The organism is Nocardioides sp., from assembly GCF_964229035.1.
In the GTDB taxonomy this organism is placed as follows: Bacteria; Actinomycetota; Actinomycetes; order Propionibacteriales; family Nocardioidaceae; genus Nocardioides.
This window is the reverse complement of record NZ_CAXRAZ010000004.1, coordinates 80,590-103,839: the sequence shown is the minus strand read 5'-3', so window position 1 is coordinate 103,839 and position 23,250 is coordinate 80,590. Positions and strand designations below refer to the sequence as shown.

Annotated in this window: 22 protein-coding genes; all 22 read right to left on the bottom strand. The window is 73.3% G+C overall.

Annotated elements, in window-relative coordinates; translation table 11 throughout:
- Positions 1 to 31: 31 nt before the first annotated feature.
- The 22 genes from ACERUN_RS02175 to ACERUN_RS02070 all read right to left on the bottom strand — a co-directional run bounded on the left by ACERUN_RS02175 (position 32) and on the right by ACERUN_RS02070 (position 23,250).
- Positions 32 to 1,078: a quinone-dependent dihydroorotate dehydrogenase gene (locus ACERUN_RS02175; RefSeq protein ID WP_370288000.1), complete on the bottom strand. Its 1,047-nt coding sequence runs from the start codon at positions 1,076 to 1,078 to the stop codon at positions 32 to 34.
- The gene (carB, locus tag ACERUN_RS02170) at positions 1,075 to 4,386 is read right to left on the bottom strand and encodes a carbamoyl-phosphate synthase large subunit (protein ID WP_370287999.1); all 3,312 of its coding nucleotides are present in this window, start codon (positions 4,384 to 4,386) and stop codon (positions 1,075 to 1,077) included. The genes ACERUN_RS02175 and carB overlap by 4 nt, the downstream gene beginning before the upstream one ends.
- A complete protein-coding gene (gene carA / locus ACERUN_RS02165; RefSeq protein WP_370287998.1) occupies positions 4,386 to 5,516 on the bottom strand; it encodes a glutamine-hydrolyzing carbamoyl-phosphate synthase small subunit in 1,131 nt (376 codons plus the stop codon). Before carA ends, carB begins: the two co-directional genes overlap by 1 nt.
- Positions 5,513 to 6,817, bottom strand: coding sequence for a dihydroorotase (locus ACERUN_RS02160; RefSeq protein WP_370287996.1), 1,305 nt, complete (start codon positions 6,815 to 6,817; stop codon positions 5,513 to 5,515). Before ACERUN_RS02160 ends, carA begins: the two co-directional genes overlap by 4 nt.
- Complete coding sequence (locus ACERUN_RS02155) at positions 6,814 to 7,770, bottom strand: aspartate carbamoyltransferase catalytic subunit (protein WP_370287994.1); 957 nt, start codon at positions 7,768 to 7,770, stop codon at positions 6,814 to 6,816. Before ACERUN_RS02155 ends, ACERUN_RS02160 begins: the two co-directional genes overlap by 4 nt.
- Positions 7,770 to 8,357: a bifunctional pyr operon transcriptional regulator/uracil phosphoribosyltransferase PyrR gene (gene pyrR, locus ACERUN_RS02150; protein ID WP_370287993.1), complete on the bottom strand. Its 588-nt coding sequence runs from the start codon at positions 8,355 to 8,357 to the stop codon at positions 7,770 to 7,772. The genes ACERUN_RS02155 and pyrR overlap by 1 nt, the downstream gene beginning before the upstream one ends.
- 174 nt (positions 8,358 to 8,531) lie before the next feature.
- Positions 8,532 to 8,999, bottom strand: coding sequence for a ribosomal protein L7/L12 (locus tag ACERUN_RS02145; protein WP_370287992.1), 468 nt, complete (start codon positions 8,997 to 8,999; stop codon positions 8,532 to 8,534).
- 87 nt (positions 9,000 to 9,086) lie between these two features.
- Entirely contained in the window at positions 9,087 to 10,316 is a 1,230-nt protein-coding gene (locus tag ACERUN_RS02140) for a MinD/ParA family protein (RefSeq protein ID WP_370287991.1), read from the bottom strand.
- Positions 10,317 to 10,424: 108 nt separating this feature from the next.
- Positions 10,425 to 11,852 (bottom strand): NAD(P)/FAD-dependent oxidoreductase, encoded by a 1,428-nt coding sequence (locus ACERUN_RS02135; RefSeq protein WP_370287990.1) that lies wholly within the window; start codon positions 11,850 to 11,852, stop codon positions 10,425 to 10,427.
- 39 nt (positions 11,853 to 11,891) lie between these two features.
- A complete protein-coding gene (nusB, locus tag ACERUN_RS02130) occupies positions 11,892 to 12,329 on the bottom strand; it encodes a transcription antitermination factor NusB (protein ID WP_370287989.1) in 438 nt (145 codons plus the stop codon).
- 8 nt (positions 12,330 to 12,337) lie between these two features.
- On the bottom strand, positions 12,338 to 12,907 hold the full coding sequence (gene efp / locus ACERUN_RS02125) for an elongation factor P (RefSeq protein WP_370287988.1): 570 nt from the start codon (positions 12,905 to 12,907) through the stop codon (positions 12,338 to 12,340).
- A gap of 131 nt (positions 12,908 to 13,038) precedes the next feature.
- On the bottom strand, positions 13,039 to 13,503 hold the full coding sequence (locus tag ACERUN_RS02120) for a type II 3-dehydroquinate dehydratase (RefSeq protein ID WP_370287987.1): 465 nt from the start codon (positions 13,501 to 13,503) through the stop codon (positions 13,039 to 13,041).
- Entirely contained in the window at positions 13,500 to 14,618 is a 1,119-nt protein-coding gene (gene aroB, locus ACERUN_RS02115; protein ID WP_370287986.1) for a 3-dehydroquinate synthase, read from the bottom strand. The genes ACERUN_RS02120 and aroB overlap by 4 nt, the downstream gene beginning before the upstream one ends.
- Positions 14,615 to 15,145 carry a shikimate kinase gene (locus ACERUN_RS02110; protein ID WP_370287983.1) on the bottom strand — a complete coding sequence of 177 codons (531 nt, stop codon included), beginning with the start codon at positions 15,143 to 15,145 and terminating at the stop codon, positions 14,615 to 14,617. Before ACERUN_RS02110 ends, aroB begins: the two co-directional genes overlap by 4 nt.
- A 7-nt stretch (positions 15,146 to 15,152) precedes the next feature.
- Positions 15,153 to 16,331 carry a chorismate synthase gene (gene aroC, locus ACERUN_RS02105; protein ID WP_370287982.1) on the bottom strand — a complete coding sequence of 393 codons (1,179 nt, stop codon included), beginning with the start codon at positions 16,329 to 16,331 and terminating at the stop codon, positions 15,153 to 15,155.
- Between the two features lie 47 nt (positions 16,332 to 16,378).
- The gene (locus tag ACERUN_RS02100) at positions 16,379 to 17,110 is read right to left on the bottom strand and encodes a hypothetical protein (protein WP_370287981.1); all 732 of its coding nucleotides are present in this window, start codon (positions 17,108 to 17,110) and stop codon (positions 16,379 to 16,381) included.
- A gap of 2 nt (positions 17,111 to 17,112) precedes the next feature.
- Positions 17,113 to 17,961 carry a shikimate dehydrogenase gene (locus ACERUN_RS02095; RefSeq protein ID WP_370287980.1) on the bottom strand — a complete coding sequence of 283 codons (849 nt, stop codon included), beginning with the start codon at positions 17,959 to 17,961 and terminating at the stop codon, positions 17,113 to 17,115.
- Positions 17,951 to 19,159, bottom strand: coding sequence for an endolytic transglycosylase MltG (gene mltG / locus ACERUN_RS02090; protein WP_370287979.1), 1,209 nt, complete (start codon positions 19,157 to 19,159; stop codon positions 17,951 to 17,953). Before mltG ends, ACERUN_RS02095 begins: the two co-directional genes overlap by 11 nt.
- Complete coding sequence (gene ruvX, locus ACERUN_RS02085) at positions 19,152 to 19,706, bottom strand: Holliday junction resolvase RuvX (RefSeq protein ID WP_370287978.1); 555 nt, start codon at positions 19,704 to 19,706, stop codon at positions 19,152 to 19,154. The genes mltG and ruvX overlap by 8 nt, the downstream gene beginning before the upstream one ends.
- 3 nt (positions 19,707 to 19,709) lie before the next feature.
- On the bottom strand, positions 19,710 to 22,406 hold the full coding sequence (alaS, locus tag ACERUN_RS02080; RefSeq protein WP_370287977.1) for an alanine--tRNA ligase: 2,697 nt from the start codon (positions 22,404 to 22,406) through the stop codon (positions 19,710 to 19,712).
- 2 nt (positions 22,407 to 22,408) lie between these two features.
- Entirely contained in the window at positions 22,409 to 22,714 is a 306-nt protein-coding gene (locus ACERUN_RS02075) for a DUF6167 family protein (RefSeq protein WP_370287976.1), read from the bottom strand.
- A complete protein-coding gene (locus ACERUN_RS02070; protein WP_370287975.1) occupies positions 22,711 to 23,250 on the bottom strand; it encodes a hypothetical protein in 540 nt (179 codons plus the stop codon). Before ACERUN_RS02070 ends, ACERUN_RS02075 begins: the two co-directional genes overlap by 4 nt.

Below are 23,250 nucleotides of genomic sequence, written 5' to 3'. Positions count from 1 at the left end.
CAGGGGATCCCGTCTCGTCAGGCTGGGAGGCTCAGAGCTGCTGAGCCACGCGGCGCGGCCACGCGGGCCCACCGTAGATCAGGCCGCTGTAGACCTGGACGAGGTCGGCCCCGGCCTCCACCCGCTCCCGGGCGTCGTCGGGGGTGTCGATGCCGCCGACGCCGATGAGGGTGAGCTCGTCGCCCACCCGGGCCCGCAGCAGCCGCACGACCTCGGTGGCCCGCTCGCGCAGCGGGGCTCCGGAGAGGCCACCGGCGCCGCACCCCTCCACCGTGGACGACGGCGAGCGCAGGCCGTCGCGGGCGATGGTCGTGTTGGTGGCGATGATGCCGGCCAGGCCGAGGTCGAGCGCCATGTCGGCCACGGCCAGCACGTCGTCGTCGGCGAGGTCGGGGGCGATCTTGACCAGCAGCGGCACCGGGCCGCCGGGGCGGTCGGGGGCCGCGGCGTCCGCGACGCGCCGCACGTGGGCGAGCAGGGGCGCCAGGCGCTCCACCGCCTGCAGGTTGCGCAGGCCGGGGGTGTTGGGCGAGCTCACGTTGACGACCAGGTAGTCGGCGAGCGGGGCCAGCAGCTTGGCCGAGACCTCGTAGTCGGCCTCGACGGCAGCCTGGTCGTCGTCCGGGACGACCTTGGACTTGCCGATGTTGATGCCGAGCACCATCGCGCCCGGGCGGTGCCGGCGGGCGGCGAGACGCTCGGCCACCGCCACCGCGCCGTCGTTGTTGAAGCCCCTGCGGTTGACGATCGCGCGGTCGGCCGGGAGCCGGAACAGCCGCGGCTGCGGGTTGCCGGGCTGGGCCAGCGCGGTGACCGTGCCGATCTCGACGTGGCCGAAGCCGAAGGCGGGCATGCGGTCCCACACCTGGGCGGTCTTGTCGAAGCCGGCCGCGAGGCCGAGGCGGTTGGGGAAGCGCAGACCCATCGCGACCACCGGCGTGCCGGCGAGGCGGGCGGTGCGGGTGAGCACCGGTCCGCCCCGCTGGAGCGCCTGGTAGGTCAGGTGGTGGGCCTGCTCGGCGTCCATGCGCACCAGGACCTGCTCGAAGAGCCGGTCGTAGACGCGGGGACCCCTCAACGTGCGCTCCTGGAGGCGGCGTCGGCGTTCCACTCCTGCAGCGAGCGCACGCCGATCGCGCCGGCCCGGATCGCCGCGATGCCCTGCACCGCTGCCGCGAGACCCTGCACCGTGGTGATGCACGGGGTGCCGGTGAGCACCGCGGCGGAGCGGATCTCGTAGCCGTCGACGCGCGAGTCGCCGCCACCGGTGGCGCCGTGCGGGGTGTTGACGATGAGGTCGATCTCGCCGTCGAGGATCATCTGCACGGTCGTCTTCTCGCCGGCGGGACCCTCACCCTCGAAGTGCTTGCGCACGATCGTGGCGCTGATGCCGTTGCGGCGCAGCACCTCGGCGGTGCCCTGGGTGGCGAGGATCTCGAAGCCGTAGTCGGCCAGCACGCGTGCCGGGAAGACCATGGTGCGCTTGTCGCGGTTGGCGATCGAGATGAACACCTTGCCCTCGGTGGGCAGCGAGCCGTAGGCGGCGGCCTGCGACTTGCTGAACGCGGTGCCGAAGTCGGCGTCGAAGCCCATGACCTCGCCGGTCGACTTCATCTCCGGGCCGAGCACGGTGTCGACGAAGTTGCCCTCCTTGGTGCGGAAGCGGTTGAACGGCAGCACCGCCTCCGTCACCGCGATCGGGGCGTCGGCGGGCAGCGTGCCTCCGTCGCCCTGCGCGGGCAGCGCTCCGGCCGCGCGCAGCTCGGCGATGCTCTCGCCGAGCATCACGCGGGCGGCGGCCTTGGCCAGCTGGGTGCCGGTGGCCTTGGAGACGAACGGCACCGTGCGCGAGGCGCGCGGGTTGGCCTCCAACACGTAGAGGACGTCGGAACCCAGCGCGAACTGGATGTTGATGAGGCCGCGCACCCCCACGCCCTTGGCGATCGCCTCGGTGGCGGTGCGGATGCGGGTGATCTCGGCGGCACCGAGGGTGATCGGCGGCAGCGCGCAGGACGAGTCGCCCGAGTGGATGCCGGCCTCCTCGATGTGCTCCATCACGCCGCCGAGGAAGAGTTCCGTGCCGTCGTAGAGCGCGTCGACGTCGATCTCGACGGCGTCGTCGATGAAGCGGTCGACCAGCACGGGGCGGTCGGGGCTGATCTCGGTGGCGGCCTCGATGTAGGAGCGCAGGGCGTCGTCGCTGTAGACGATCTGCATGCCGCGCCCGCCGAGCACGTAGGAGGGACGCACGAGCACGGGGTAGCCGATCTCGTGGGCGATGGCCTGGGCGTCGTCGTAGGAGACGGCCGTGCCGTGCTTGGGCGCCACCAGGCCGGCCTCGGCAAGCACCCGGCCGAAGGCACCGCGCTCCTCGGCGAGGTCGATCGCCTCGGGGCTGGTGCCCACGATCGGCACGCCGGCGTCCTGCAGGCCCTGGGCAAGCCCCAGCGGCGTCTGGCCGCCGAGCGTGGCGATGACGCCGGCGATCGGACCGGCGGCGCTCTCGGCCTCGTAGATCTCGAGCACGTCCTCGAGGGTGAGCGGCTCGAAGTACAGCCGGTCGGAGGTGTCGTAGTCGGTGGAGACGGTCTCAGGGTTGCAGTTGACCATGATCGTCTCGTAGCCGGCCTCGGCCAGTGCGAGCGAGGCGTGCACGCAGGAGTAGTCGAACTCGATGCCCTGACCGATGCGGTTGGGGCCCGAGCCGAGGATGATCACGGCCTCCTTGCCCTCCGCGCGCGGCTGCACCTCGGTCTCCTCGTCGTAGGAGGAGTAGTAGTACGGCGTCGCGGCGGCGAACTCCGCGGCGCAGGTGTCGACGGTCTTGTAGACCGGACGCACACCGGCGTCGCGGCGGGCGGCGCGCACCTCGGCCTCGGTGATGCCGCGGATGCCGGCGACCTGTGCGTCGGAGAAGCCGTGGCGCTTCGCACGACCCAGCACCGCGGCGTCCAGCTGCTCGGCAGCAGCGACCTGGCGCGCGACCTCGTCGATGAGGAAGAGCTGGTCGACGAACCACGGGTCGATGCGGGTGGCCTCGAAGACCTGCTCCTGGGTGGCTCCGGCACGGATCGCCTGCATCACCTTCTGCACGCGGCCGTCGTGGGCCACGCGGGCGGCCTCGAGCAGCGCGTCGACGTCGCCCAGGGGCCCGGTCCAGTGGAACGGCGCGGCCTTGTTCTCCAGCGAGCGCAGCGCCTTGTTGAAGGCCTCGGTGAAGTTGCGCCCGATCGCCATCGCCTCGCCGACCGACTTCATGTGCGTGGTGAGCGTCGGGTCGGCCGTGGGGAACTTCTCGAACGCGAAGCGCGGCACCTTGACCACCACGTAGTCGAGCGTGGGCTCGAAGGAGGCCGGGGTCTCGCGGGTGATGTCGTTGGGGATCTCGTCGAGGGTGTAGCCCACGGCGACCTTCGCGGCGATCTTCGCGATCGGGAAACCGGTGGCCTTCGAGGCCAGGGCCGAGGAGCGCGAGACGCGGGGGTTCATCTCGATCACGATGACGCGGCCGTCGGCGGGGTTGACGGCGTACTGGATGTTGCAGCCGCCCGTGTCGACGCCGACCTCGCGGATGATGACGATCGCGAGATCGCGCAGGTGCTGGTACTCGCGATCGGTCAGCGTCATGGCCGGCGCCACGGTGATCGAGTCGCCGGTGTGCACGCCCATGGGGTCGAAGTTCTCGATCGAGCAGATGATCACCACGTTGTCGGCGCGGTCGCGCATCACCTCCAGCTCGTACTCCTTCCACCCGATGATCGACTCCTCGATCAGCACCTCGGTGGTGGGGCTGGCCGCGAGGCCGGCGCCGGCGATGCGGTGGAGGTCGTCGACGTCGTCGGCGATGCCCGAGCCCAGGCCGCCCATGGTGAACGACGGGCGGACGACGACCGGGTAGCCGAGCTGCTCGACGGCGGCCTCGACGTCGTCCATCGAGTGGCACACGACGCTGCGGGCGACCTCGCCGCCGACCTTGTGCACGATGGCGTTGAAGAGCTCGCGGTTCTCGCCGCGGTGGATGGCCTCGAAGCTGGCGCCGATCATCTCCACGCCGTACTTCTCCAGCACGCCGCTCTCGTGGGCGGCGATGGCGGCGTTGAGCGCGGTCTGGCCGCCCAGGGTCGGGAGGATCGCGTCGGGGCGCTCCTTGGCGATCACCTTCTCGACGAAGTCAGGGGTGATCGGCTCGACGTAGGTGGCGTCGGCGAACTCCGGGTCGGTCATGATCGTGGCCGGGTTGGAGTTGATGAGGATGACCCGCAGGCCCTCCTCCTTGAGCACCCGGCACGCCTGGGTGCCGGAGTAGTCGAACTCGCAGGCCTGGCCGATGACGATCGGCCCGGAGCCGATGACCAGGACCGACGTGATGTCGTCGCGCTTCGGCATCAGTTGCCTTCCAGGAGGGTGACGAAACGGTCGAAGAGGTAGGCGGCGTCGTGCGGACCGGCCGCGGCCTCGGGGTGGTACTGCACCGAGAAGGCCTTGAGGGCGCCGTCGGCCCCGCGCAGCTCGAGCCCCTCGACGACGTCGTCGTTGAGGCACACGTGGCTCACGCTCGCCGCACCGAAAGGCGTCTCGGTGGCGGTGTCGCGGGGCGCGTCGACGGCGAAGCCGTGGTTGTGCGCGGTGACCTCGACCTTGCGGGTGGTCAGGTCCATCACCGGCTGGTTGATGCCGCGGTGGCCGTACTTGAGCTTGTAGGTGTCGAAGCCGAGGGCGCGGCCGAAGAGCTGGTTGCCGAAGCAGATGCCGAAGTAGGGCAGGTCGCGCCCGAGCGCCTCGCGCAGCAGCTCGACCTGGCCGGTGGTGGCGGCGGGGTCGCCGGGGCCGTTGGAGAAGAACAGGCCGTCGGGCCCGCCCTCGCCGATCGCCAGCACGTCGTCGATCGAGGACGTCGCGGGCAGCACGTGCACCTCGATGCCGCGCTCGGCCATGCGGTGCGGCGTCATGTCCTTGATGCCGAGGTCGAGGGCGGCCACGGTGAAGCGCTTCTCCCCCACCGCGGGCACCACGTACGCCTCGTCGACCGACACCGCCTCCGAGAGGTTCGCGCCGCTCATCTGGGCGCTCGCGCGCACCTTCTCGAGGAGCACGTCGGCGTCGGTGTCGATCGTGGAGATGCCCACCCGCATCGCCCCGGCCTCGCGCAGGTGGCGGGTGAGCGCGCGGGTGTCGACGCCCGAGATGCCGACGACGCCCTGGGCGCGCAGCTCGTCCTCCAGGGTGCGCTGCGAGCGCCAGTTGCTCGGCACGCGCGCAGGGTCGCGGACGACGTAGCCGGCCACCCAGATGCGACGCGACTCGGGGTCCTCGTCGTTCATGCCGGTGTTGCCGATGTGCGGCGCCGTCATCACCACCACCTGGCGGTGGTAGGAGGGGTCGGTGAGCGTCTCCTGGTAGCCGGTCATGCCGGTGTTGAAGACCGCCTCGCCGAAGGTCTCGCCCTCGGCTCCGTAGGACTCCCCGTGGAAGGCACGACCGTCCTCGAGGACGAGCAGGGCCGGGATGGGATTCATGCGAGGGCTCCTTCCAGCACCGTGGGCTCGCCGCGCAGGAGCGTGGCGATCACCCGTCCGGTGAGCGTGCGGTCGTGCCAGGGGTTGTTGCGGCTCAGCGAGACGCTGGCCGCGCGGTCGACCCGCACGGTGGCGGCGGGGTCGACGAGCGTGAGGTTGGCGGGCTCGCCCGCGGAGATCGGGCGCCCCTGCGGCAGGTCCACGCCGGCGTCGAGGCCGGCGATGGCGGCCGGGGCGTGGCTCATCCGCTGCGCGACCCCGGCCCAGTCGAGCAGACCCGACTCGACCATCACGGTGGTGACCACCGGCAGCGCCGTCTCGAGGCCGAGCATGCCGAAGGCGGCATCGACGAAGGCGTGCTCCTTGTCGTGGCGCGCGTGGGGCGCGTGGTCGGTGGCGACGGCGTCGATCGTGCCGTCGGCCAGGGCCTCGCGCAGGGCGACGACGTCCTCGTCGGGGCGCAGCGGCGGGTTGACCTTGAAGGTGGGGTCGTAGCCGGCGAGGAGGTCGGTGGTGAGCAGCAGGTGGTGGGGCGTGACCTCGGCGGTCACGGCGATGCCCTGCGCCTTGGCCCAGCGGATCACCTCCACGCTGCCGGCGGTCGACACGTGGGCGACGTGCACGCGGCTGCCCGTGTGGCGCGCGAGCATCACGTCGCGGGCCACGATCACCTCCTCGGCCACCCCGGGCCAGCCCGGCAGGCCGAGGCGACCCGACAGCTCCCCCTCGTGGCAGCACGCGGTGGGCCCGGCGAGGGCGGGGTCCTGGCTGTGCTGGCTGACCACGCCGCCGAACGCCTTCACGTACTCCAGCGCGCGGCGCATGATGCGCGGGTCGTGCACGCAGCGGCCGTCGTCGCTGAAGACGCGCACCCGGGCCCGCGAGCGGGCCATCAGGCCGAGCTCGGCGAGCTCCTCGCCGGCGAGACCCTTGGTGACCGCGCCCACCGGGTGGACGTCGACCAGGCCGGCCGCGCGGCCGAGGTCGAGCACCCGCTCGGCGGCCTCGGCGGTGTCGGTGACCGGGCTGGTGTTGGCCATCGCGAGCACCGCGGTGAAGCCGCCCACCGCTGCGGCGCGCGAGCCGGTGAGCACCGTCTCGGCGTCCTCGCGGCCGGGCTCGCGCAGGTGCGTGTGAAGGTCGACGAGGCCGGGCAGCAGGCGCAGGCCGTCGGCGTCCAGCGTGCGGTCGGCCTTGGCCCCTCCGAGCGACCCGATCTCGCGGATCGTGCCCTCGGCGACGAGGACGTCGGCGCGGGTGTCGTCGGGCAGCGTCGCGCCCTTGATCAGCGTGCTGCTCATGCGCTCGCTCCGTTCTTCTCGGTGACCGCGTCGGGTTCGCCCGCGAGCAGGTCGTAGAGCACCGCCATCCGCACCGCGACGCCGGCCGAGACCTGGTCGAGCACGGCGGAGTCGACGGCGTCGGCGGCGTCGGCCGAGATCTCGAGACCGCGGTTCATCGGGCCCGGGTGCAGGATCGGCGTGCCGGGGCGCAGCAGCTCGAGGCGCGGGCGGGTGAGGCCGTAGCCGACGGTGTACTCGCGTGCGGTGGGGAAGAAGCCGCCGCTCATGCGCTCGCGCTGCACCCGCAGCATCATCACCGCGTCGGCCGTGGGCAGCACGGCGTCGAGGTCGTAGGACGTCGCGAAGCCATCGGCCTGCGCCCAGGCGGCGACTCCCGAGGGCATCAGCGTCGGCGGCGCGACGGCGGTGACCTCGGCGCCGAGCTTGCGCAGGCTCTTGACGTTGCTGCGGAAGACCCGGCTGTGGGTCAGGTCGCCCACGATCACGACGTGGCGGCCGGCGAGGTCCCCGAGTCGGCGGGTGAGGGTGTAGCCGTCGAGCAGCGCCTGGGTCGGGTGCTCGTGGGTGCCGTCGCCGGCGTTGATCACCGGCACGTCGATCCACCGGCTGATCTGCTCCGCGGCCCCGCTCGCCGCGTGCCGCACGACGAGGCCGTCGATCCCCATGGCGGTCACGGTGAGCACCGTGTCGCGCAGGGACTCCCCCTTGCTGGCGCTGCTGCCCTTCGCCGAGAGGTTGATGACGTCGGCGGAGAGCCACTTGCCGGCGATCTCGAAGCTCGACCGGGTGCGGGTGGAGTCCTCGAAGAAGAGGTTGATCACGGTGCGACCGCGCAGGGCGGGCAGCTTCTTGACCTCGCGGCGCTGCACGTCGTGCATCTCGGCCGCGGTGGCGAAGATCCGCGCGATGTCGTCGGCGCTGACGTCGTCGATGCTCAGCAGGTGGCGCATCAGGAACCCGCCTCCGCCGACTCGGGATGGGCGGCGGCATCGACGATGCGCACCTCGTCCTCGCCGTCGGTCTCGACCAGGCGCAGGCTCACCCGCTCGCTGCGCGCGGTGGGCAGGTTCTTGCCCACGTGGTCGGCGCGGATCGGCAGCTCGCGGTGACCGCGGTCGACCAGCACCGCGAGCCGCACGGCCGCCGGGCGCCCCAGGTCGTTCAGTGCGTCGAGGGCGGCGCGGATGGTGCGGCCGGAGTACAGGACGTCGTCCACGAGGACGACGGTCTTGGCATCGATGCCGCTGGCCGGGAGCTCCGTGCGGTGCGGCGCCCGGGTGGGCTGGCTGCGCAGGTCGTCGCGGTACATCGTCACGTCGAGCGACCCGGTGGCCACGGCGGTGCCCTCGACACGCTCGATGTTGGCGGCGATGCGCTGGGCGAGGGGGACGCCGCGGGTCTGCAGCCCCAGCAGCAGGAGGTCGTCGGCACCGCGGTTGCGCTCGAGGATCTCGTGGGCGATGCGGACCAGGGCCCGGGAGATGTCGCCGGCGTCGAGGACGACGCGTCCAGCGGGTGGGTGCGCAGGGGTGACCATCCGCGCGGCCTCCTTCTCCGCCTCACGGGACGGTTCGTTAAAGGATGTCCGAACAGGCACCACCCTAGCCGCTGGGCACCGGCGATGGCACGCCGGGCGACCGGCGTGGACAGGCCGGTGCCGGGCGCAGCGTCGCGCGGCACCTCCGGCGCAGCGGTCGCGGTCGTTCCTCCCTCAGGCCGGCCCACCGGTGACGACGGATGCGCTCGCGCCGGCTCGCTCGACGAGGTCCCGGACCTTGCGGGCACTCTCCTCGCTCACCTGGTCCACCACCGTGACGGGCGCGCTCCGCATCAGCGTCCGAGCCTCGTCGAGCGACATCCCGGTCGACTGCCGGAGCGCCGCGATGACGTGGAGCGAGCGGGCATCGGGACCCGGCGCCTGCAGCTCGACGCCGAACGAACCCGGCTCGGTGAGCTCCGCGGCGATCGTCGGCTGCGGCTTCATCCCGGTCCCGACGTAGTGCGCCCAACGATCCCAGTCCGTCGCGAAGAGGATCGCGAAGAACATGAGCCCGCCCAGTCCGATGAGCACGGCACTACCGGACCACGTGAGCACCGCCCCCAGCGCCAGCACACCGATCCGCGGGAGAGCGCGCCCGACAGCCGAACTGATCCGGCGTACTCGTCGCTGCGTGGTCATCGCCTCGCGCTCCCTCCGCATGCGTGGTGAGCGCAGAGCATGCCAGCCGCGCCGAGCGGTGTCACCGACGCCCGGCCGAAGGATGCCTCAGAGCGCCGACGCCATCGCCGCACAGGCCCGCAGCCACGACCGGCGCGTGGCGGACGACAGCTGCCCGTACGGCACCACGGACCCGGCCACGAGCGCAGGGTCGTAGGGCACCCGGTAGACGCCGCGGGTGCGCTGCTCGTACACCGACACCAGATCACGGGCCAGGCCCTCGTCGACCTTCGGGCTCGGGTCGGACAGCACGGTGATCGTCTTGTACTTCAGGTTCTGGTAGCCGGCGTCCTGCAGGGCGTCGAGCATCCAGAGCCCGGAGTAGCCGGTGTCCTCACGCACGGTGCTGGTGACCACCAGCAGGTCGGCGGCCTCGGCCGAGGCCAGCCAGTTCTCGGCCCGCAGGTTGTTGCCGGTGTCGACGAGGATGATCCGGTAGAAGCGCTCGAGCAGCGCGTGCACCTCCTTGAAGTCCTGCGCGTGGATCACCCCGGTGACGTCGGGGCGCTCGTCGGAGGCCAGCACGTCGAAGTGGGCGTCACCCTGCGAGCGCACGAAGGCTCCGAGGTCGCCGATGCGGGCCTGGTAGACGTCGGAGAAGCGCCCGAGGTCCTCGAGCAGCTCGCGCGTGGTGTTGCGGTGGGCGCCGCGAGCGCCGCGGATGCCGAGGGTCCCCCGGGTCTCGTTGTTGTCCCACGCCACCACGCCGCCGCCGCGCACGGTGCCGAAGGTGTAGCCGGCGGCGAGCACCCCGGTGGTCTTGGCGGCACCGCCCTTCGGGTTCACGAAGGCGATGGTGCGCGGGCCGTCGAAGTCCTTCTGCACCGCCGCGCGGTCGCTCTCGTAGGCCCGCTCGGCCGCGCCCATGGTGGGCTTGACGAGGCCGCCGCTCCACCGCCGCACGCGTCCTCGCCAGCCCCAGGTGGCTGGGCCGAGCTGCTGCTCGCCGTCGCGCCGGTCGAGGAAGTCCGTGGCGCTCATGAAGCGGCGGGGCTCGACGCGCTCCCCCGGCGGCGGGGACGGCGGGGGCGCGGCCGGCGGCGCGGACGGCGGGGGTCCGATCGTGGGCGGTGCGGACGGCGGAGGCCCGATCGGCGGCGGAGCAGTCGGCGGCGGACCGGTGGGCCGCGCACCGATCGGGTCGGTGAGCGGGTCGGCGTCCGCACCGTTGCGCGAGGCCTCGAGCTGGCGGCGGGCGAAGTCCTCCAGCTCCCCCGGGGTGTAGAGACGGTCCGAGGTGCTGTCGCGCCCGTCGGGCGCGGAGGGGTGCTGGCTCACAGGTGACCTCCCGAGTCGGTGTGCGAGCGCCCGGGTGCTCCGGGCTCCCCGCCCGTGTGCCCGGGGCGTGCTCCCGACAAACCCGGCAGGGCTCGCCTCCGCGGCGCGTCAGCCGATGTCGCCCAGGGCCGTCTCGATGGCGCGGTGGAAGGTGGGATAGGCGAAGTGCTGGGTGCGCAGGGTGGCGATGGGCACGCGCGCGTGGATGGCCGTGACGAGCATGCCGAGGATCTCGCCGCCCGATGGCCCGACCGTGGTCGCGCCGACCAGGACGCCGGCGTCGAGGTCGGCCACGAGCTTGATCACGCCCTCGTTGCCGGCCTTGTGCAGCCAGCCGCGGCTCGACTCGGGCAGCTTCGCGACACCCACGCCGACGGTGAGCCCGGCCTCGCGGGCCTGCTTCTCGGTCTGCCCCACCGAGCCGACCTCCGGATCGGTGAAGGTGGCCCGCGAGACGGCGTGGTAGGTGGCCCAGGGGCCGTCCTGCCCGGTGAGGTCGCGGATCGCGACGTCGGCCTGGTACATCGACATGTGGGTGAAGGCGCCCTTGCCGGTGATGTCGCCGATCGCCCACAGGCCGTCGGCGCCCACGACGCGGAGGTGGTCGTCGACGTCGAGCGAGCGTGCGGTCTCGTCCACGCCGACGGTGTCGAGCCCGATGCCGCGCAGGTTCGGACGACGCCCCGCCGCGACGAGCAGCCGCTCGGCGCCCAGCGTGCTGCCGTCGGCCAGGGTGAGGGTGAAGGCCGACCCGTCGTGGGCCACCTTCTCGATGCCGACGCCGGCGCGCACCGTGATGCCGTCGGCCTCGAAGGCGGCCGCCACGACCTCGCTGGCCTCGGGCTCCTCGGGGCCGAGGATGCGCGGACCCGCCTCGACGACGGTGACCTCGACGCCGAAGCGAGCGAAGGCCTGCGCCATCTCGGCTCCGATGGGGCCGCCGCCCATGACCACGAGGCTGGCGGGCAGCTCGCGCACGGCCACGATGTCGCGGTTGGTCCAGAACGGGGTGTCGGCGAGCCCGTCAACCGGCGGCACGGCGGGCTCGGTGCCGGTGTTGAGGACGACGCCCCGCCGCGCCCGCACGGTGCGCTCCCCGTCCTCGGTGTCGACGACGACCGTGCGTGCGCCGTCGAGGCGACCGGTGCCGCGCAGGAAGGTGACGCCGGCGTCCTCGACCCGCTTGACGGCCACGGCGTCGTCCCAGTCGTCGGTGGCCTCGTCGCGGATGCGGTCGGCCACGACCGTCCAGTCGGGCTGCACGCTGGCCGTGCCGGCGAGCCCCTCGACCCGACGCGCCTCGGCGAGGGTATGCGCGGCGCGGATCATCATCTTCGTCGGGATGCACCCGAAGTAGGGGCACTCGCCGCCGACGAGGCGCCGGTCGACTCCGACGACGCTGAGACCCTCGCCCGCCAGGGTGCTGGCCAGGTGCTCGCCGCCCGGACCGAGCCCGACGACGATCACGTCGACCTCGAGGTCACCCCCCTGGTCGCCGTCGACGGAACCGGATGCGGGGGTGCCCTCAGCGCTCATGCGACCACCCTGACACAGGGCCGGGCGCCGCCGCGCGGATCAGCTGGCGGCGGAGCCGCGCACCTCACCCAGGCCGTCGGCCTCGACGCGACGCTGGATCGCGCCCAGCACGCCGTTGACGAACGTGGGCGAGGAGTCGGTGGAGAGCTCGCGCACGAGACCGGTGGCCTCGGTGACCGCGACGGCCGGCGGCACGTCGTCGGCCCAGAGCAGCTCCCAGACGCCGATGCGCAGCACGTTGCGGTCGACCGCGGGCATCCGGGCGAGGGTCCAGTCGGTCGACTGGGCGGTGAGCACCTCGTCGATGCGCTCGACGTGCTCGCTGACCCCCCGCACGATCACAGCCGTGTAGGGGTTGGCGAGCTCCTCGCCGTCGGCGATCACGCGCTCGAGGGCCTCGACGCCGCTCTCGCCGCGCAGGTCGGCGGCGTAGAGGACGTCGCGCGCGCGCTTGCGCGCCTTGGTGCGGGCACCCACGAAGCGACTCAGCCCTTCACGCGGGAGAGGTAGGAGCCGCCGTCGCGGGTGTCGACCTTGATCTTCTCGCCCTGCTCGATGAACAGCGGCACCTGGATCTCGGCGCCGGTCTCGAGGGTGGCGGGCTTGGTGCGGCCGGTGGCGGAGTCGCCGACGACGCCGGGCTCGGTGTAGCTGACGACGAGCTCGACCGAGGCGGGCATCTCGATGAAGAGCACGCGACCCTCGTTGGTGGCCACGATGACCTCCTGGTTCTCCAGGAGGAAGCCGGCCGCAGTGCCCACGATCGCGGGGTCGACCTCGATCTGGTCGTAGTCCTGGACGTCCATGAACACGAAGTTCGAGCCGTCGTTGTAGAGGTACTGGAACGAGCGGCGGTCGACCGTGGCGGTCTCGACCTTGGTGCCGGCGTTGAAGGTCTTGTCGACGTTCTTGCCCGACTCGACGTGGCGCAGCTTGGTGCGCACGAACGCGGGGCCCTTGCCCGGCTTCACGTGCTGGAACTCGACGACCTGCCAGAGCTGGCCGCCCTCCAGCTTCAGCACCATGCCGTTCTTCAGGTCGTTCGTGGTTGCCATGCGTCAGCCTTCTTCGTGCTTGGTCGTGGGTGGACCCCGTGAGCACGGGGCGGGATGCGTCGGGGCCGGAACCGGGCCGGGGGCCGCGGCCGGCGGGCGCGGGGCGCAACGGCCCCGGCCGACGACGGAGTCTAGTGCGCCGACTGCGCGGCGATGAATTCGAGTGCCCGCCGGTAGCCGTCGAGTCCCTCCCCCTCGATGACCAGGGCGGCGTGCGGGGTCACGACCGAGGTGTGGCGGAACTCCTCGGGCCGCTTCGACGGGGCGCTGATGTGCACCTCCACCAGGGGCGCCTCGAGCTGGGCGCAGGCGTCGAACAGGGCGTAGGAGTAGTGGGTCCACGCGGCCGCGTTGAGCACCACGGGGACGGCGCGGTCGGCCGCCTCGTTGAGCAGGTCGAGCAGCACGCCCTCGTGGTTGGTCTGCTCCACCCGCACGGCGAGGCCGAGATCGCGACCCCAATCGCGCGCGAGGTCCGCGAGCTCGGCGAAGGTGGTGGTGCCGTAGATCTCGGGCTGGCGTCGTCCGAGGCGCCCGAGGTTGGGGCCGTTGAGCACCCAGACCTCGCGCTGGTCCGCCGCGGGCCCGAGGCTCACGCCGTGCCCCCGATGGCCGCGTACGCCTCGCGCAGGGCCTCCTCGGGCGGGCCGGCGAGCACCGTCGGCTGCGCGAGGTCGCTGAGCACGAGGAAGCGCAGCTGGTTGCCGCGCGCCTTCTTGTCGACGCGCATGGTGGCGAGCAGGGTGTCGAAGTCGGCGTCGGCGTAGGTGGTCGGCAGGCCGACCCGCTGCAGCACCGCGCGGTGGCGCTCGACCACCTCACGCGACAGACCGCCCGTGCGGGCAGCCAGCTCGGCCACGTAGACGCAGCCGATCGCCACGGCCTCACCGTGGCGGATGCCGTAGTCGCTGGCCTTCTCGATGGCGTGGGCCAGGGTGTGGCCGTAGTTGAGCACCTCGCGCCCGGGATGCCCTCCGGAGCCGCCGGTCTCCTTGAGGTCGCCGGCCACGACCTCGGCCTTCACGCGCACCGCGCGCTCCACCAGCTCGCGCAGCACCGGCGAGTCGGCGTCCAGCGAGGCGGGGTCGTGGGTCTCGACCAGGTCGAGGATGGCGGGGTCGGCGATGAAGCCGCACTTGACGACCTCACCCAGCCCCGCCACGAGCTCCTCGCGCGGCAGGGTGCGCAGCAGCGAGAGGTCGCACAGCACGCCGGCGGGCTCGTGGAAGGAACCCACGAGGTTCTTGCCGGCGGGGGTGTTGATGCCCGTCTTGCCGCCCACGGCGGCGTCCACCATGGCGAGCAGCGTGGTCGGCACGTGGACGACGGCCACCCCGCGCAGCCAGGTGGCCGCCACGAAGCCGCCGAGGTCGGTGGTCGCGCCGCCGCCGAGGGTGACCACGGCGTCCGAGCGGGTGAAGCCCTCCTCGCCGAGCCCCTCCCAGCAGGCCGCGGCGACCTCCCAGTTCTTCGACTCCTCGCCGTCGGGCACCTGGAGCACGACGACGTCGAGGCCCTCGAGCTCGTCGGCGAGCGGTTCGAGCACGTGCTCCAGCGCCTCGGGGCTGATGATCGCGACGCGCTGCACCCCGGCGGGCAGCAGAGCGCGCAGGCGATCGAGCACCCCGTGGCCGACGACCACGTCGTAGGGCTGCGCGGTCGCGACGCGGATGGTGGTCGGCTCTGCGTGGGCCTCGTGCTGGGTGCTCATCGCTCTCCCCCGGTGACGGCGGTCAGGACCTCGGCGGCCACCTCGGCCGGTGTGCGGTCGTCGGTGTCGACGACGACGCGCGCGACGCCCTCGTAGACGGGGGCGCGCTCGTCGAGCAGCTGCTTGACGCGGGCGCGCACGTTGCCGAGCAGGAGTGGGCGGCCGGTGCCGAGGCCGACCCGCTTGACCGCGTCGGTGAGCCCGACGCGCAGGAACACCACGAGGTGGGGGGCGAGATCGGCCTGGGTGGCCGGATCGAGCACGGCCCCGCCGCCCAGCGACAGCACGCCGCGGTGCTCGGCGAGCGCCGCCTCCACGGTGGCCCGCTCGAGCCGACGGAAGTGGGCCTCGCCCTCCTCGACGAACAGGTCGGAGACCGTGCGCCCTGCGGCCTCCTCGACGAGCACGTCGGTGTCGGCGAACGCGACGCCCAGCTGCTCGGCGACGAGGCGTCCGACGGTCGTCTTGCCCGCACCCATCGGGCCGACGAGCACGACGCGGGGCCCGACGGCCGGCGCGGGGATCACGGTCGGGTCACCGGTAGCGCAGGGCGTCGAGATAGCTGGTGACGTTGCGGCGGGTCTCGCCCACCGAGTCGCCGCCGAACTTCTCGAGCACGGCGTCGGCCAGCACCAGCGCCACCATCGCCTCGGCGACGATGCCGGAGGCCGGCACCGCGCACACGTCGGAGCGCTGGTGGTGGGCCACGGTCTGCTCGCCCGTGGCGACGTCGACGGTGCGCAGCGCCCGCGGGACGGTGGCGATGGGCTTCATCGCGGCGCGCACGCGCAGCACCTCGCCGGTGGTCATGCCGCCCTCCGTGCCCCCGGAGCGGTGGGAGGTGCGGCGCAACCGGCCGTCCTCGGTGACGATCTCGTCGTGGGCCAGCGAGCCCGGGGTCGCGGCCAGCTCGAAGCCGTCGCCGACCTCCACGCCCTTGATCGCCTGGATCCCCATGAGCGCACCGGCCAGGCGGGCGTCGAGGCGACGGTCCCAGTGCACGTGCGAGCCGAGGCCCGGCGGCAGCCCGTGGACGACGACCTCCACGACGCCGCCGAGGGTGTCGCCGTCCTTGTGGGCGGCGTCGATGCGCTCGACCATCAGCTTCGAGCCGTCGGCGTCGAGGCAGCGCACGGGGTCGGCGTCGAGTCGCTCGAGGTCGGCGAAGGTCGGCAGCTCGTCGGAGGGGGTGCGCACACCGCCGATCTCGACGACGTGGCTGACGATGCGCGCGCCGGTGGCCTGCTCGAGGAAGTTGCTGGCCACGCGGCCGAGCGCCACGCGGGCGGCCGTCTCACGGGCCGAAGCGCGCTCGAGGATCGGGCGGGCGTCGTCGAAGTCGTACTTCTGCATGCCCGCGAGGTCGGCGTGGCCGGGTCGCGGACGGGTGAGCGGGGCGTTGCGGGCCTGTCCGGCGAGCACCTCGGGGTCGACCGGGTCGGCCGCCATCACGGTCTCCCACTTCGGCCACTCGGTGTTGCCCACCTCGACGGCCACCGGGCCGCCCTGCGTGCGGCCGTGGCGCACGCCGCCGATGACGGTGACGGCGTCGGCCTCGAACTTCATGCGGGCGCCGCGGCCGTAGCCGAGGCGTCGGCGCGCGAGCGCGTCGGCGAGATCGTCGGTCGTGACCTCCACGTGGGCCGGCAGGCCCTCCAGGATCGCGACCAGGGACGGGCCGTGGGACTCCCCCGCGGTCAACCAGCGCAACATGGCGCCATTCTCCCACGCGCCCACGCCGCGACCGGCACGTGTCCGGGTCAGCCCGACGCGCCGAGCAGCGCCGCCGCACCCGGCGCGAGGACGACGGCCGCCCACGCCCCGAGCACGAGGAACGGCCCGAAGGGCTGGCGTCGCCGGATCACGCCGCCGCGTCGGCGCAGCGGCACGTGGGAGATGCCGAGCAGCACGGCGGCGAGGACCACCGACAGCGCGAGCACACCGAGCCCCAGGGGGCCCAGCGCCAGACCGAGGAGCGCACCCAGGCGCACGTCGCCGAAAGCCATCGAGCGGGGGCTCACGAACCAGATCAAGCCGTAGTAGAGCCCGAGCGCCGCCGCCCCGACGGCTGCGGCGAGCAGCACCCGCGGCTCACGCAGGGCCGCAGCGGCGACCACCTCCACCGCGAGCACTGCGAGGGCACCACGGGCGACGAGCCAGGTGGGCAGGAACCAGGTGACCTGGTCGATGACGGCGAGCGCGACGGCGAACGGCAGGAGTGCCAGCGACCAGACCAGTGCCCAGTCGAGGCCCAGAGCCGCACCGAGGGCGGCACCGGCGAGGCCGCCGACCGCCGCGCAGCGGGCCACCAGGCCGGGGCGTGCGCCCAGGACCGCGAACGGCACGTGGTCGGGGAAGTCGTCGGGGTCCTCGTCGGGATCGGGGACCGGGTCGGGGCAGCCCGCGACGAGTCGCGGTGCCAGCGCTCCCCCACCCGCGCCGAGCAGCGCGGCGCCGAGCGCGGCCGCGGCGGTGAGCAGGGCGTCGTCCACGCTCAGGCCCCGGCGCGGCGGGCGAGCTCGGCCTCGCCGGCGGCCCGCAGTGCGGCCACCAGGCGCAGATCCTGCTCGGGATCGGCGGCGACCTCGGCGAACGCGTGCTGCTGCAGCACACCCTGGTGCACCAGCAGGTCGAGACCCGAGACGACCACCTGACCGCGGGCGGCGGCGGCCGCGGCGAGCGGGGTGGGCCAGGGGTCGTAGACGACCTCGAACACCACCGCCGCCGAGGCCGCGGACCGCACGACGTCGGGCGTCTGGGCGGCGGCCGGGACGGTGGAGACGACCACCTCGCCGATCGTCTCGTCGCCGAGCAGGCCCACCTCCACCTCGAGGTGCGCGTGCGCGCGCAGCGCCGCTGCCGTGTCGTCGGCACGTGCGACCTCGCGCACTAGCAGCCGCACCCGTCGGGCACCCAGCCTCGCCAGCGCCAGCGCCGTGGACGACGCCGTCGCCCCCCCGCCCAGGATCGTCACCGCGTGGACGTCGCCCGCGTAGCGCTCGCGCACCGCCGCCACCGCACCGGGAAGGTCGGTGTTGTCGGCCGACCAGCCGTGCCCGCCGGGCAGCCGGACCAGAGTGTTGGCTCCCCCCGCGATCCGCGCGGTGTCGGTGACCTCGGCCGCCAGCGCCATCGCCTCGCGCTTCAGCGGTGCGGTGACCGAGAGCCCGCGCCACTGCGGCCCGAGCTGCGCGACGTGCTCGGCGAGACCGCCCGCCTCCACCCGCGTGGCGTCGTAGCTGGCGACGACGCCGAGCTCGGAGAAGCCAGCCCGGTGCAGGGCCGGTGAGAGCGAGTGGGCGATGGGGTCGCCCACCACGCCGCAGCGGATCTCAGCAGGCATCGCTCTTGCGGCAGAAGGCCTTCGCCCTCTCGGCGTTGCGCAGGTGCTGCTGGTAGTCGTCGGTGAAGAGCGTGGTGCCCTTCTCGAAGTCGGGCACGAAGTAGAGCCACGGTCCGTCGGCCGGGTTGAGCGCGGCCTCGATGGTCTCCTTGCCGGGCGAGCCGATCGGCCCCGGCGGCAGGCCCGTGTAGCGGTAGGTGTTGTAGCGCGACTCGCTGTCGCGCTCGGCGGCCGTCGTCCACACGTCGCCCTTGCGCTTGCTGACGTACGACACCGTCGAGTCGAGCTGCAGCGCCATGCCGTCGTCCAGGCGGTTGTAGAGCACGCGCGCGACCTTCGGGTAGTCCTCGCCGCGGTTGGCCTCGTACTCCAGGATGCTGGCCACGGTGATGATCTCGTGCGGCGTGAGGCCGAGGCGCTTGGCCTTGGCGGCGATGTCGAGGTCGGCCTCGGCCTTCTCGGTCTGCTCCACCATCTGGCGCAGGAGGCTCTCGGGGGTGGTGGCGTCGGTGATCTGGTAGGTGGCCGGGAAGAGGTAGCCCTCGGGGTTGCCCTGCGCCTCCGCGGGCAGCCCGATCGACTCCGGCTTCTCGAGCAGCGCGGTGATCTGCCGCTCCGGGAACCCGGTGGCCTTCTCGATGGCCGCCACGACCTGGCCCACCCGGGCACCCTCGGGCACCGTCACGGTGCGCCCGGAGCCGGCGTTGGCCGGGTCGGCGAGCAGCTCGACGGCGTCGGTGGCCGCCATCTGCGTGCGCATCTCGTAGGTCGCGGCCTGGATGCGGGAGGAGTCGGCGTTGCCGCGGGCGGCGTCGATGAAGGCGTCGGCGGAGGCCACGACGTCGAGGCTCTCCAGCTCCTCGCCCATGGAGGCGATGCTCTGACCGGGATCGATGGTCACCGACACCGACCCGCTGCCGGGGCCCGGGTAGTCCTCGGGCCCGGCGAGGGCGTCGCGGATGTCGCTCACCGCGCCGCGGGCGAACCACGCGAGCACGCCGACGAGCAGGACGCCGATGAGCAGCACGGGCAGGCAGCCGGAGCGACGCTTGCGACCGCGTCGGCTCCCGCCGGAACGGTCGGCGCGGCGTCCGGGACTGCTGGGCCGCTGCTCGACGTAGGTGTCGGGGGCCTGGCCCGAGGGGGCGGAAGGGGTCGGCCGGTCGTCGCCGCCTCCGGGCAGGACGGACTCAGTCATGGGACTCCTCGGGCTCGATCGACGAAGGGCTCGGGGGTTCGGGCGGGAGCTCCGGCGCTCCCGAGACGCCGACCTCCGCCTCCACCGTAGCCGCAGCAGCCGTGACGACCGTCTCACCGGGCGGCGCGCCGCTGCCCCGTTCGGTGTCGAGGGCCTGCTGGAGGATCACCACCGCGGCGACCTGGTCGACCACGGCCCGCTGGCTCGCGCCGCGGCGCTGACCGCGCAGCATCTCGTGGGCGGTGACCGTGGTCAGCCGTTCGTCGACCAGCCGCACCGGCACCGGCGCGACGCGCTCGGCCAGGCGGGCCGCGAACTCGCGCGACTTGGCCGCGGCTGGCCCCTCACCGCCGGCGAGCGACCGCGGCAGCCCGACGACGACCTCGATCGCCTCGGCCTCGCGCACGATGCGCGCCAGTCGGCGCAGGTCGCCCTGGCCGCGGCGCACGGTCTCGACGGGAGTCGCCAGCATCCCCGAGGGGTCGCTGCGAGCCACCCCGATGCGGGCGTCGCCGGGATCGATCCCGATCCGCACGCCGCGACGCACGCGTCAGGCCCCGGCCACCGCGGCCGTGACGGCGGCCAGCGCCTCGTCGATGCGCGAGGAGTCGGTGCCGCCGCCCTGGGCGACGTCGGCCTTGCCACCGCCCTTGCCGCCCACGAACGGCGCGACGGTGCGCACGAGGTCACCCGCCGCGAGACCGCGGTCCACGGCGGCCTCGTTGAGCGCCGCGACAACGGCGACCTTGCCCTCGCTCGTGCCCACCACGACCACGACGCCCGGCACGTCGACACCGAGGCGCCCGCGCACGTCGAGGGCGAGGGTGCGCACGTCGCCGGCGCCCGCGCCGTCCACGCGGTGGGCGACCAGGCGCACACCGCCGACGTCCTGGGCCCCGGCGGCGAGGTCACCGCCGGCGGCGAGCAGCTGCGCCACGCGGATGCGCTCGATCTCCTTCTCGGTCTGCTTGAGCCGGTCGAGCAGGTCGCCGACGCGGCCGACGAGGTCGTCGGGCTGCGCCTTCAGCAGGGTGGAGAGCTGACCGACCACGTCGCGCTCGCGGGCGAGGTAGCCGAAGCCCTCGACGCCCGTGAGCGCCTCGATGCGGCGGTTGCCCGAGCCGACGCTCGACTCGCCGGTGACGACGATCGTGCCGACCTGGCTGGAGTGGTCGACGTGCGTGCCGCCGCAGAGCTCGCGCGACCAGGGGCCGCCGATCTCGACCACGCGCACCTTGGAGTCGTCGTAGGTCTCGCCGAAGAGCGCGAGGGCGCCCCAGTCGCGCGCCTGGCCGAGCGTCATGTACTGCCAGCCGACGGGCAGGTCGGCGCGCAGGGCGTTGTTGGCGACGAGCTCGACCTGGCGCACCTGGTCGGGGTCGAGGGCGTTGAGCCAGCCGAAGTCGAGGCGCAGGTAGCCCGGGCGGTTGTAGGAGCCCGACTGCAGGGCGGTGGGGCCGAGGACGTCGCGCAGCGCCGCGTGGATGATGTGCGTGCCCGAGTGCGCCTGGCGGGCACCGATGCGCCACTCGGGGTCGACCTGCGCGTGCAGGCCGGCGGCGTCGGCGGGCAGCTCGCCCTCCAGCACCCGCACCTGGTGGACGACGAGTCCGCGCACCGGGCGCTGCACGTCGAGCACCTCGAGCCGGCCGCCGTCGAACTCGATGACGCCGGCGTCGGCCACCTGGCCGCCGGACTCGGCGTAGAACGGCGTGCGGTCGAGCACGACCTCGCCGACCTCGCCCTCCCCGAGCGCCGGCACGGCCGCGCCCTCCTTGAGGAGCGCGAGGGTGCGCGACTCGGTGGTGAGGGTCTCGTAGGCGAGCCACTCGGTGGGGCCGTGGGCGTCGAGGATGCCGCGGTAGACGCCGGTGTCGGCGTGCTGGCCCTTCTTCGCCCGGGCGTCGGCCTTGGCGCGCTCGCGCTGCTCGGTCATCAGCTGGCGGAAGCCGGTCTCGTCGACGCTCAGCCCGGCCTCGGCGGCCATCTCGAGGGTGAGGTCGATCGGGAAGCCGTAGGTGTCGTGCAGCGCGAACGCGCGCTCGCCCGGGATCGTGGAGCCCCCGCCGGAGCGGACCTCGCCGGCGGCGAGGTCGAAGATCTGGGTGCCGGCCTGCAGCGTCTTGCGGAAGGCCTCCTCCTCGGCGTTCGCCACTTGGGCGATGCGGTCGAAGTCGGTGATGAGCTCGGGGTAGCTCTCGCCCATGCGGTCGCGCGAGATCGGCAGCAGCTCGGGCAGGGCGGGGTCCTCGTAGCCCAGCAGGCGCACGTTGCGCACCGCGCGGCGTAGCAGCCGGCGCAGCACGTAGCCGCGGCCCTCGTTGCCCGGGGTCACGCCGTCGCCGATGAGCATCAGCGAGCTGCGCACGTGGTCGGCGATGACGCGGAAGCGGACGTCGCTGACGGGGTCGGCGCCGTAGCGCTTGCCCGTGAGGGCCTCCGCACGCTCGATGACCGGGAACACCACGTCGGTCTCGTACATGTTGTTCTTGCCCTGGAGCAGGTAGGCGACGCGCTCGAGACCCATGCCGGTGTCGATGTTCCTGCTCGGCAGGGGCCCGGCGATGTCGAAGTCGTCCTTGGCCCGGACGGCGCTGAGCTCCTCCTGCATGAACACGAGGTTCCAGATCTCCAGGAAGCGGTCCTCGTCGGCCTCGGGGCCGCCGTCGGGGCCGAACTGCGGGCCGCGGTCGATGTAGATCTCGCTGCAGGGCCCGCCGGGGCCGGGCACGCCCATGTTCCAGTAGTTGTCCTTGAGGCCGCGCGGCTGGATGCGCGACTCCGGGATGCCGGCGATCTCGCGCCAGGCGGCGCGCGCCTCGTCGTCCTCGGGGAGCACGGTGACCCAGATGCGCTCGGGGTCGAAGCCGAAGCCGCCGGATGCCTGGTCGCCCGTGATGAGCTCCCAGGCGAACTGGATCGCCCCCTCCTTGAAGTAGTCGCCGAAGGAGAAGTTGCCGTTCATCTGGAAGAACGTGCCGTGGCGGGTGGTCTTGCCGACCTCCTCGATGTCGAGGGTGCGCACGCACTTCTGCACGCTCGTGGCCCGCGCGAACGGCGGGGTCTCCTGGCCCAGGAAGTAGGGCTTGAAGGGCACCATGCCGGCGTTGACGAACAGCAGGTTGGGGTCGTCGAGCAGCAGGGACGCCGACGGCACGACCGTGTGACCGCGAGCCTCGAAGTGCGCGAGGAACCGGCTGCGAATCTCGGCGCTGCTGAGGTAGGTGTCGGTGGGCTCGCTCGCCATCGTCAGTGGCCTTCCTGGTGGGAGGTGGGGGCGGGGCGTCCCGCCGTGGTCGTGCGTCCCTCGAGGGCCGCGGGGCCGATGTCGCCGCGGGCGGCGTCCTGCATCGAGCGGTACTGCTCGCGCAGGCGCACCTCGGCCTCGGCCTGGCCCTGGGCGACCTCCTCGGCGAGGAGCCGGGCGCCGAGCACCACGGCGCCGAGACGGTCGCGCATGCCGTCGGGTGTGAACGCCTCCGCCAGGCGTCGCACCCGCACCACGCCGTAGACACCGGCCGCGGCGCCGGCGGCGAACCACACGCCGGCCTTCACGAGGCGGCCTCCGTGCGGGCCTGCACGCGCGGGTTCTCGCGGGCGGCGAGCTCGCGCCGGGCCTCGCGGACGGCGACCTTGCGGGCCTTGCGCGAGCGCTTGACCTCGCGCTTCATCTCGAAGCGGATGCGGTGGCGCACCTCGGGCGCGAGCGCGCGACGCAGTCCCGCGGCGAGCGCTGCGGTGCGGATGACCGACTCGCGCAGCACGATGTCGGCGAAGAGCGGAGCGGGGACGATCGCCGCGGGTGTGCGCGGCCCCCGCTCGGGAGCCAGGTCGGTGATGAGGTACTCGCGCTCGTCGACCACCGCCACCGGCACCGGGCGGGCCGCGGAGTCGTCGATGCGGCGCTGGAGACGACCGACCTCGGCGCGCAGCGCGTCGGCGTCCTCGAGGGCGGCCGCGACCAGGTGGTCGGACTGCTCGCGCGCCTCGCGCAGCCGCACGCGGGTGCGCACCAGGACGACGAGCAGCGCGCCGACCCCGAGCAGGATCGCCGCTGCCAGCCACACGGGGACGGCGATCGCGGTGGTCAC

Bases quoted from the DNA above. Each gene is read 5' to 3' on its own strand.
- carB (WP_370287999.1), bottom strand. From the start codon at position 4,386: ATGCCGAAGCGCGACGACATCACGTCGGTCCTGGTCATCGGCTCCGGG.
- carA (WP_370287998.1), bottom strand. From the start codon at position 5,516: ATGAATCCCATCCCGGCCCTGCTCGTCCTCGAGGACGGTCGTGCCTTC.
- ACERUN_RS02160 (WP_370287996.1), bottom strand. From the start codon at position 6,817: ATGAGCAGCACGCTGATCAAGGGCGCGACGCTGCCCGACGACACCCGC.
- ACERUN_RS02155 (WP_370287994.1), bottom strand. From the start codon at position 7,770: ATGCGCCACCTGCTGAGCATCGACGACGTCAGCGCCGACGACATCGCG.
- pyrR (WP_370287993.1), bottom strand. From the start codon at position 8,357: ATGGTCACCCCTGCGCACCCACCCGCTGGACGCGTCGTCCTCGACGCC.
- ACERUN_RS02145 (WP_370287992.1), bottom strand. From the start codon at position 8,999: ATGACCACGCAGCGACGAGTACGCCGGATCAGTTCGGCTGTCGGGCGC.
- ACERUN_RS02135 (WP_370287990.1), bottom strand. From the start codon at position 11,852: ATGAGCGCTGAGGGCACCCCCGCATCCGGTTCCGTCGACGGCGACCAG.
- efp (WP_370287988.1), bottom strand. From the start codon at position 12,907: ATGGCAACCACGAACGACCTGAAGAACGGCATGGTGCTGAAGCTGGAG.
- aroB (WP_370287986.1), bottom strand. From the start codon at position 14,618: ATGAGCACCCAGCACGAGGCCCACGCAGAGCCGACCACCATCCGCGTC.
- aroC (WP_370287982.1), bottom strand. From the start codon at position 16,331: ATGTTGCGCTGGTTGACCGCGGGGGAGTCCCACGGCCCGTCCCTGGTC.
- ACERUN_RS02095 (WP_370287980.1), bottom strand. From the start codon at position 17,961: ATGCCTGCTGAGATCCGCTGCGGCGTGGTGGGCGACCCCATCGCCCAC.
- mltG (WP_370287979.1), bottom strand. From the start codon at position 19,159: ATGACTGAGTCCGTCCTGCCCGGAGGCGGCGACGACCGGCCGACCCCT.
- alaS (WP_370287977.1), bottom strand. From the start codon at position 22,406: ATGGCGAGCGAGCCCACCGACACCTACCTCAGCAGCGCCGAGATTCGC.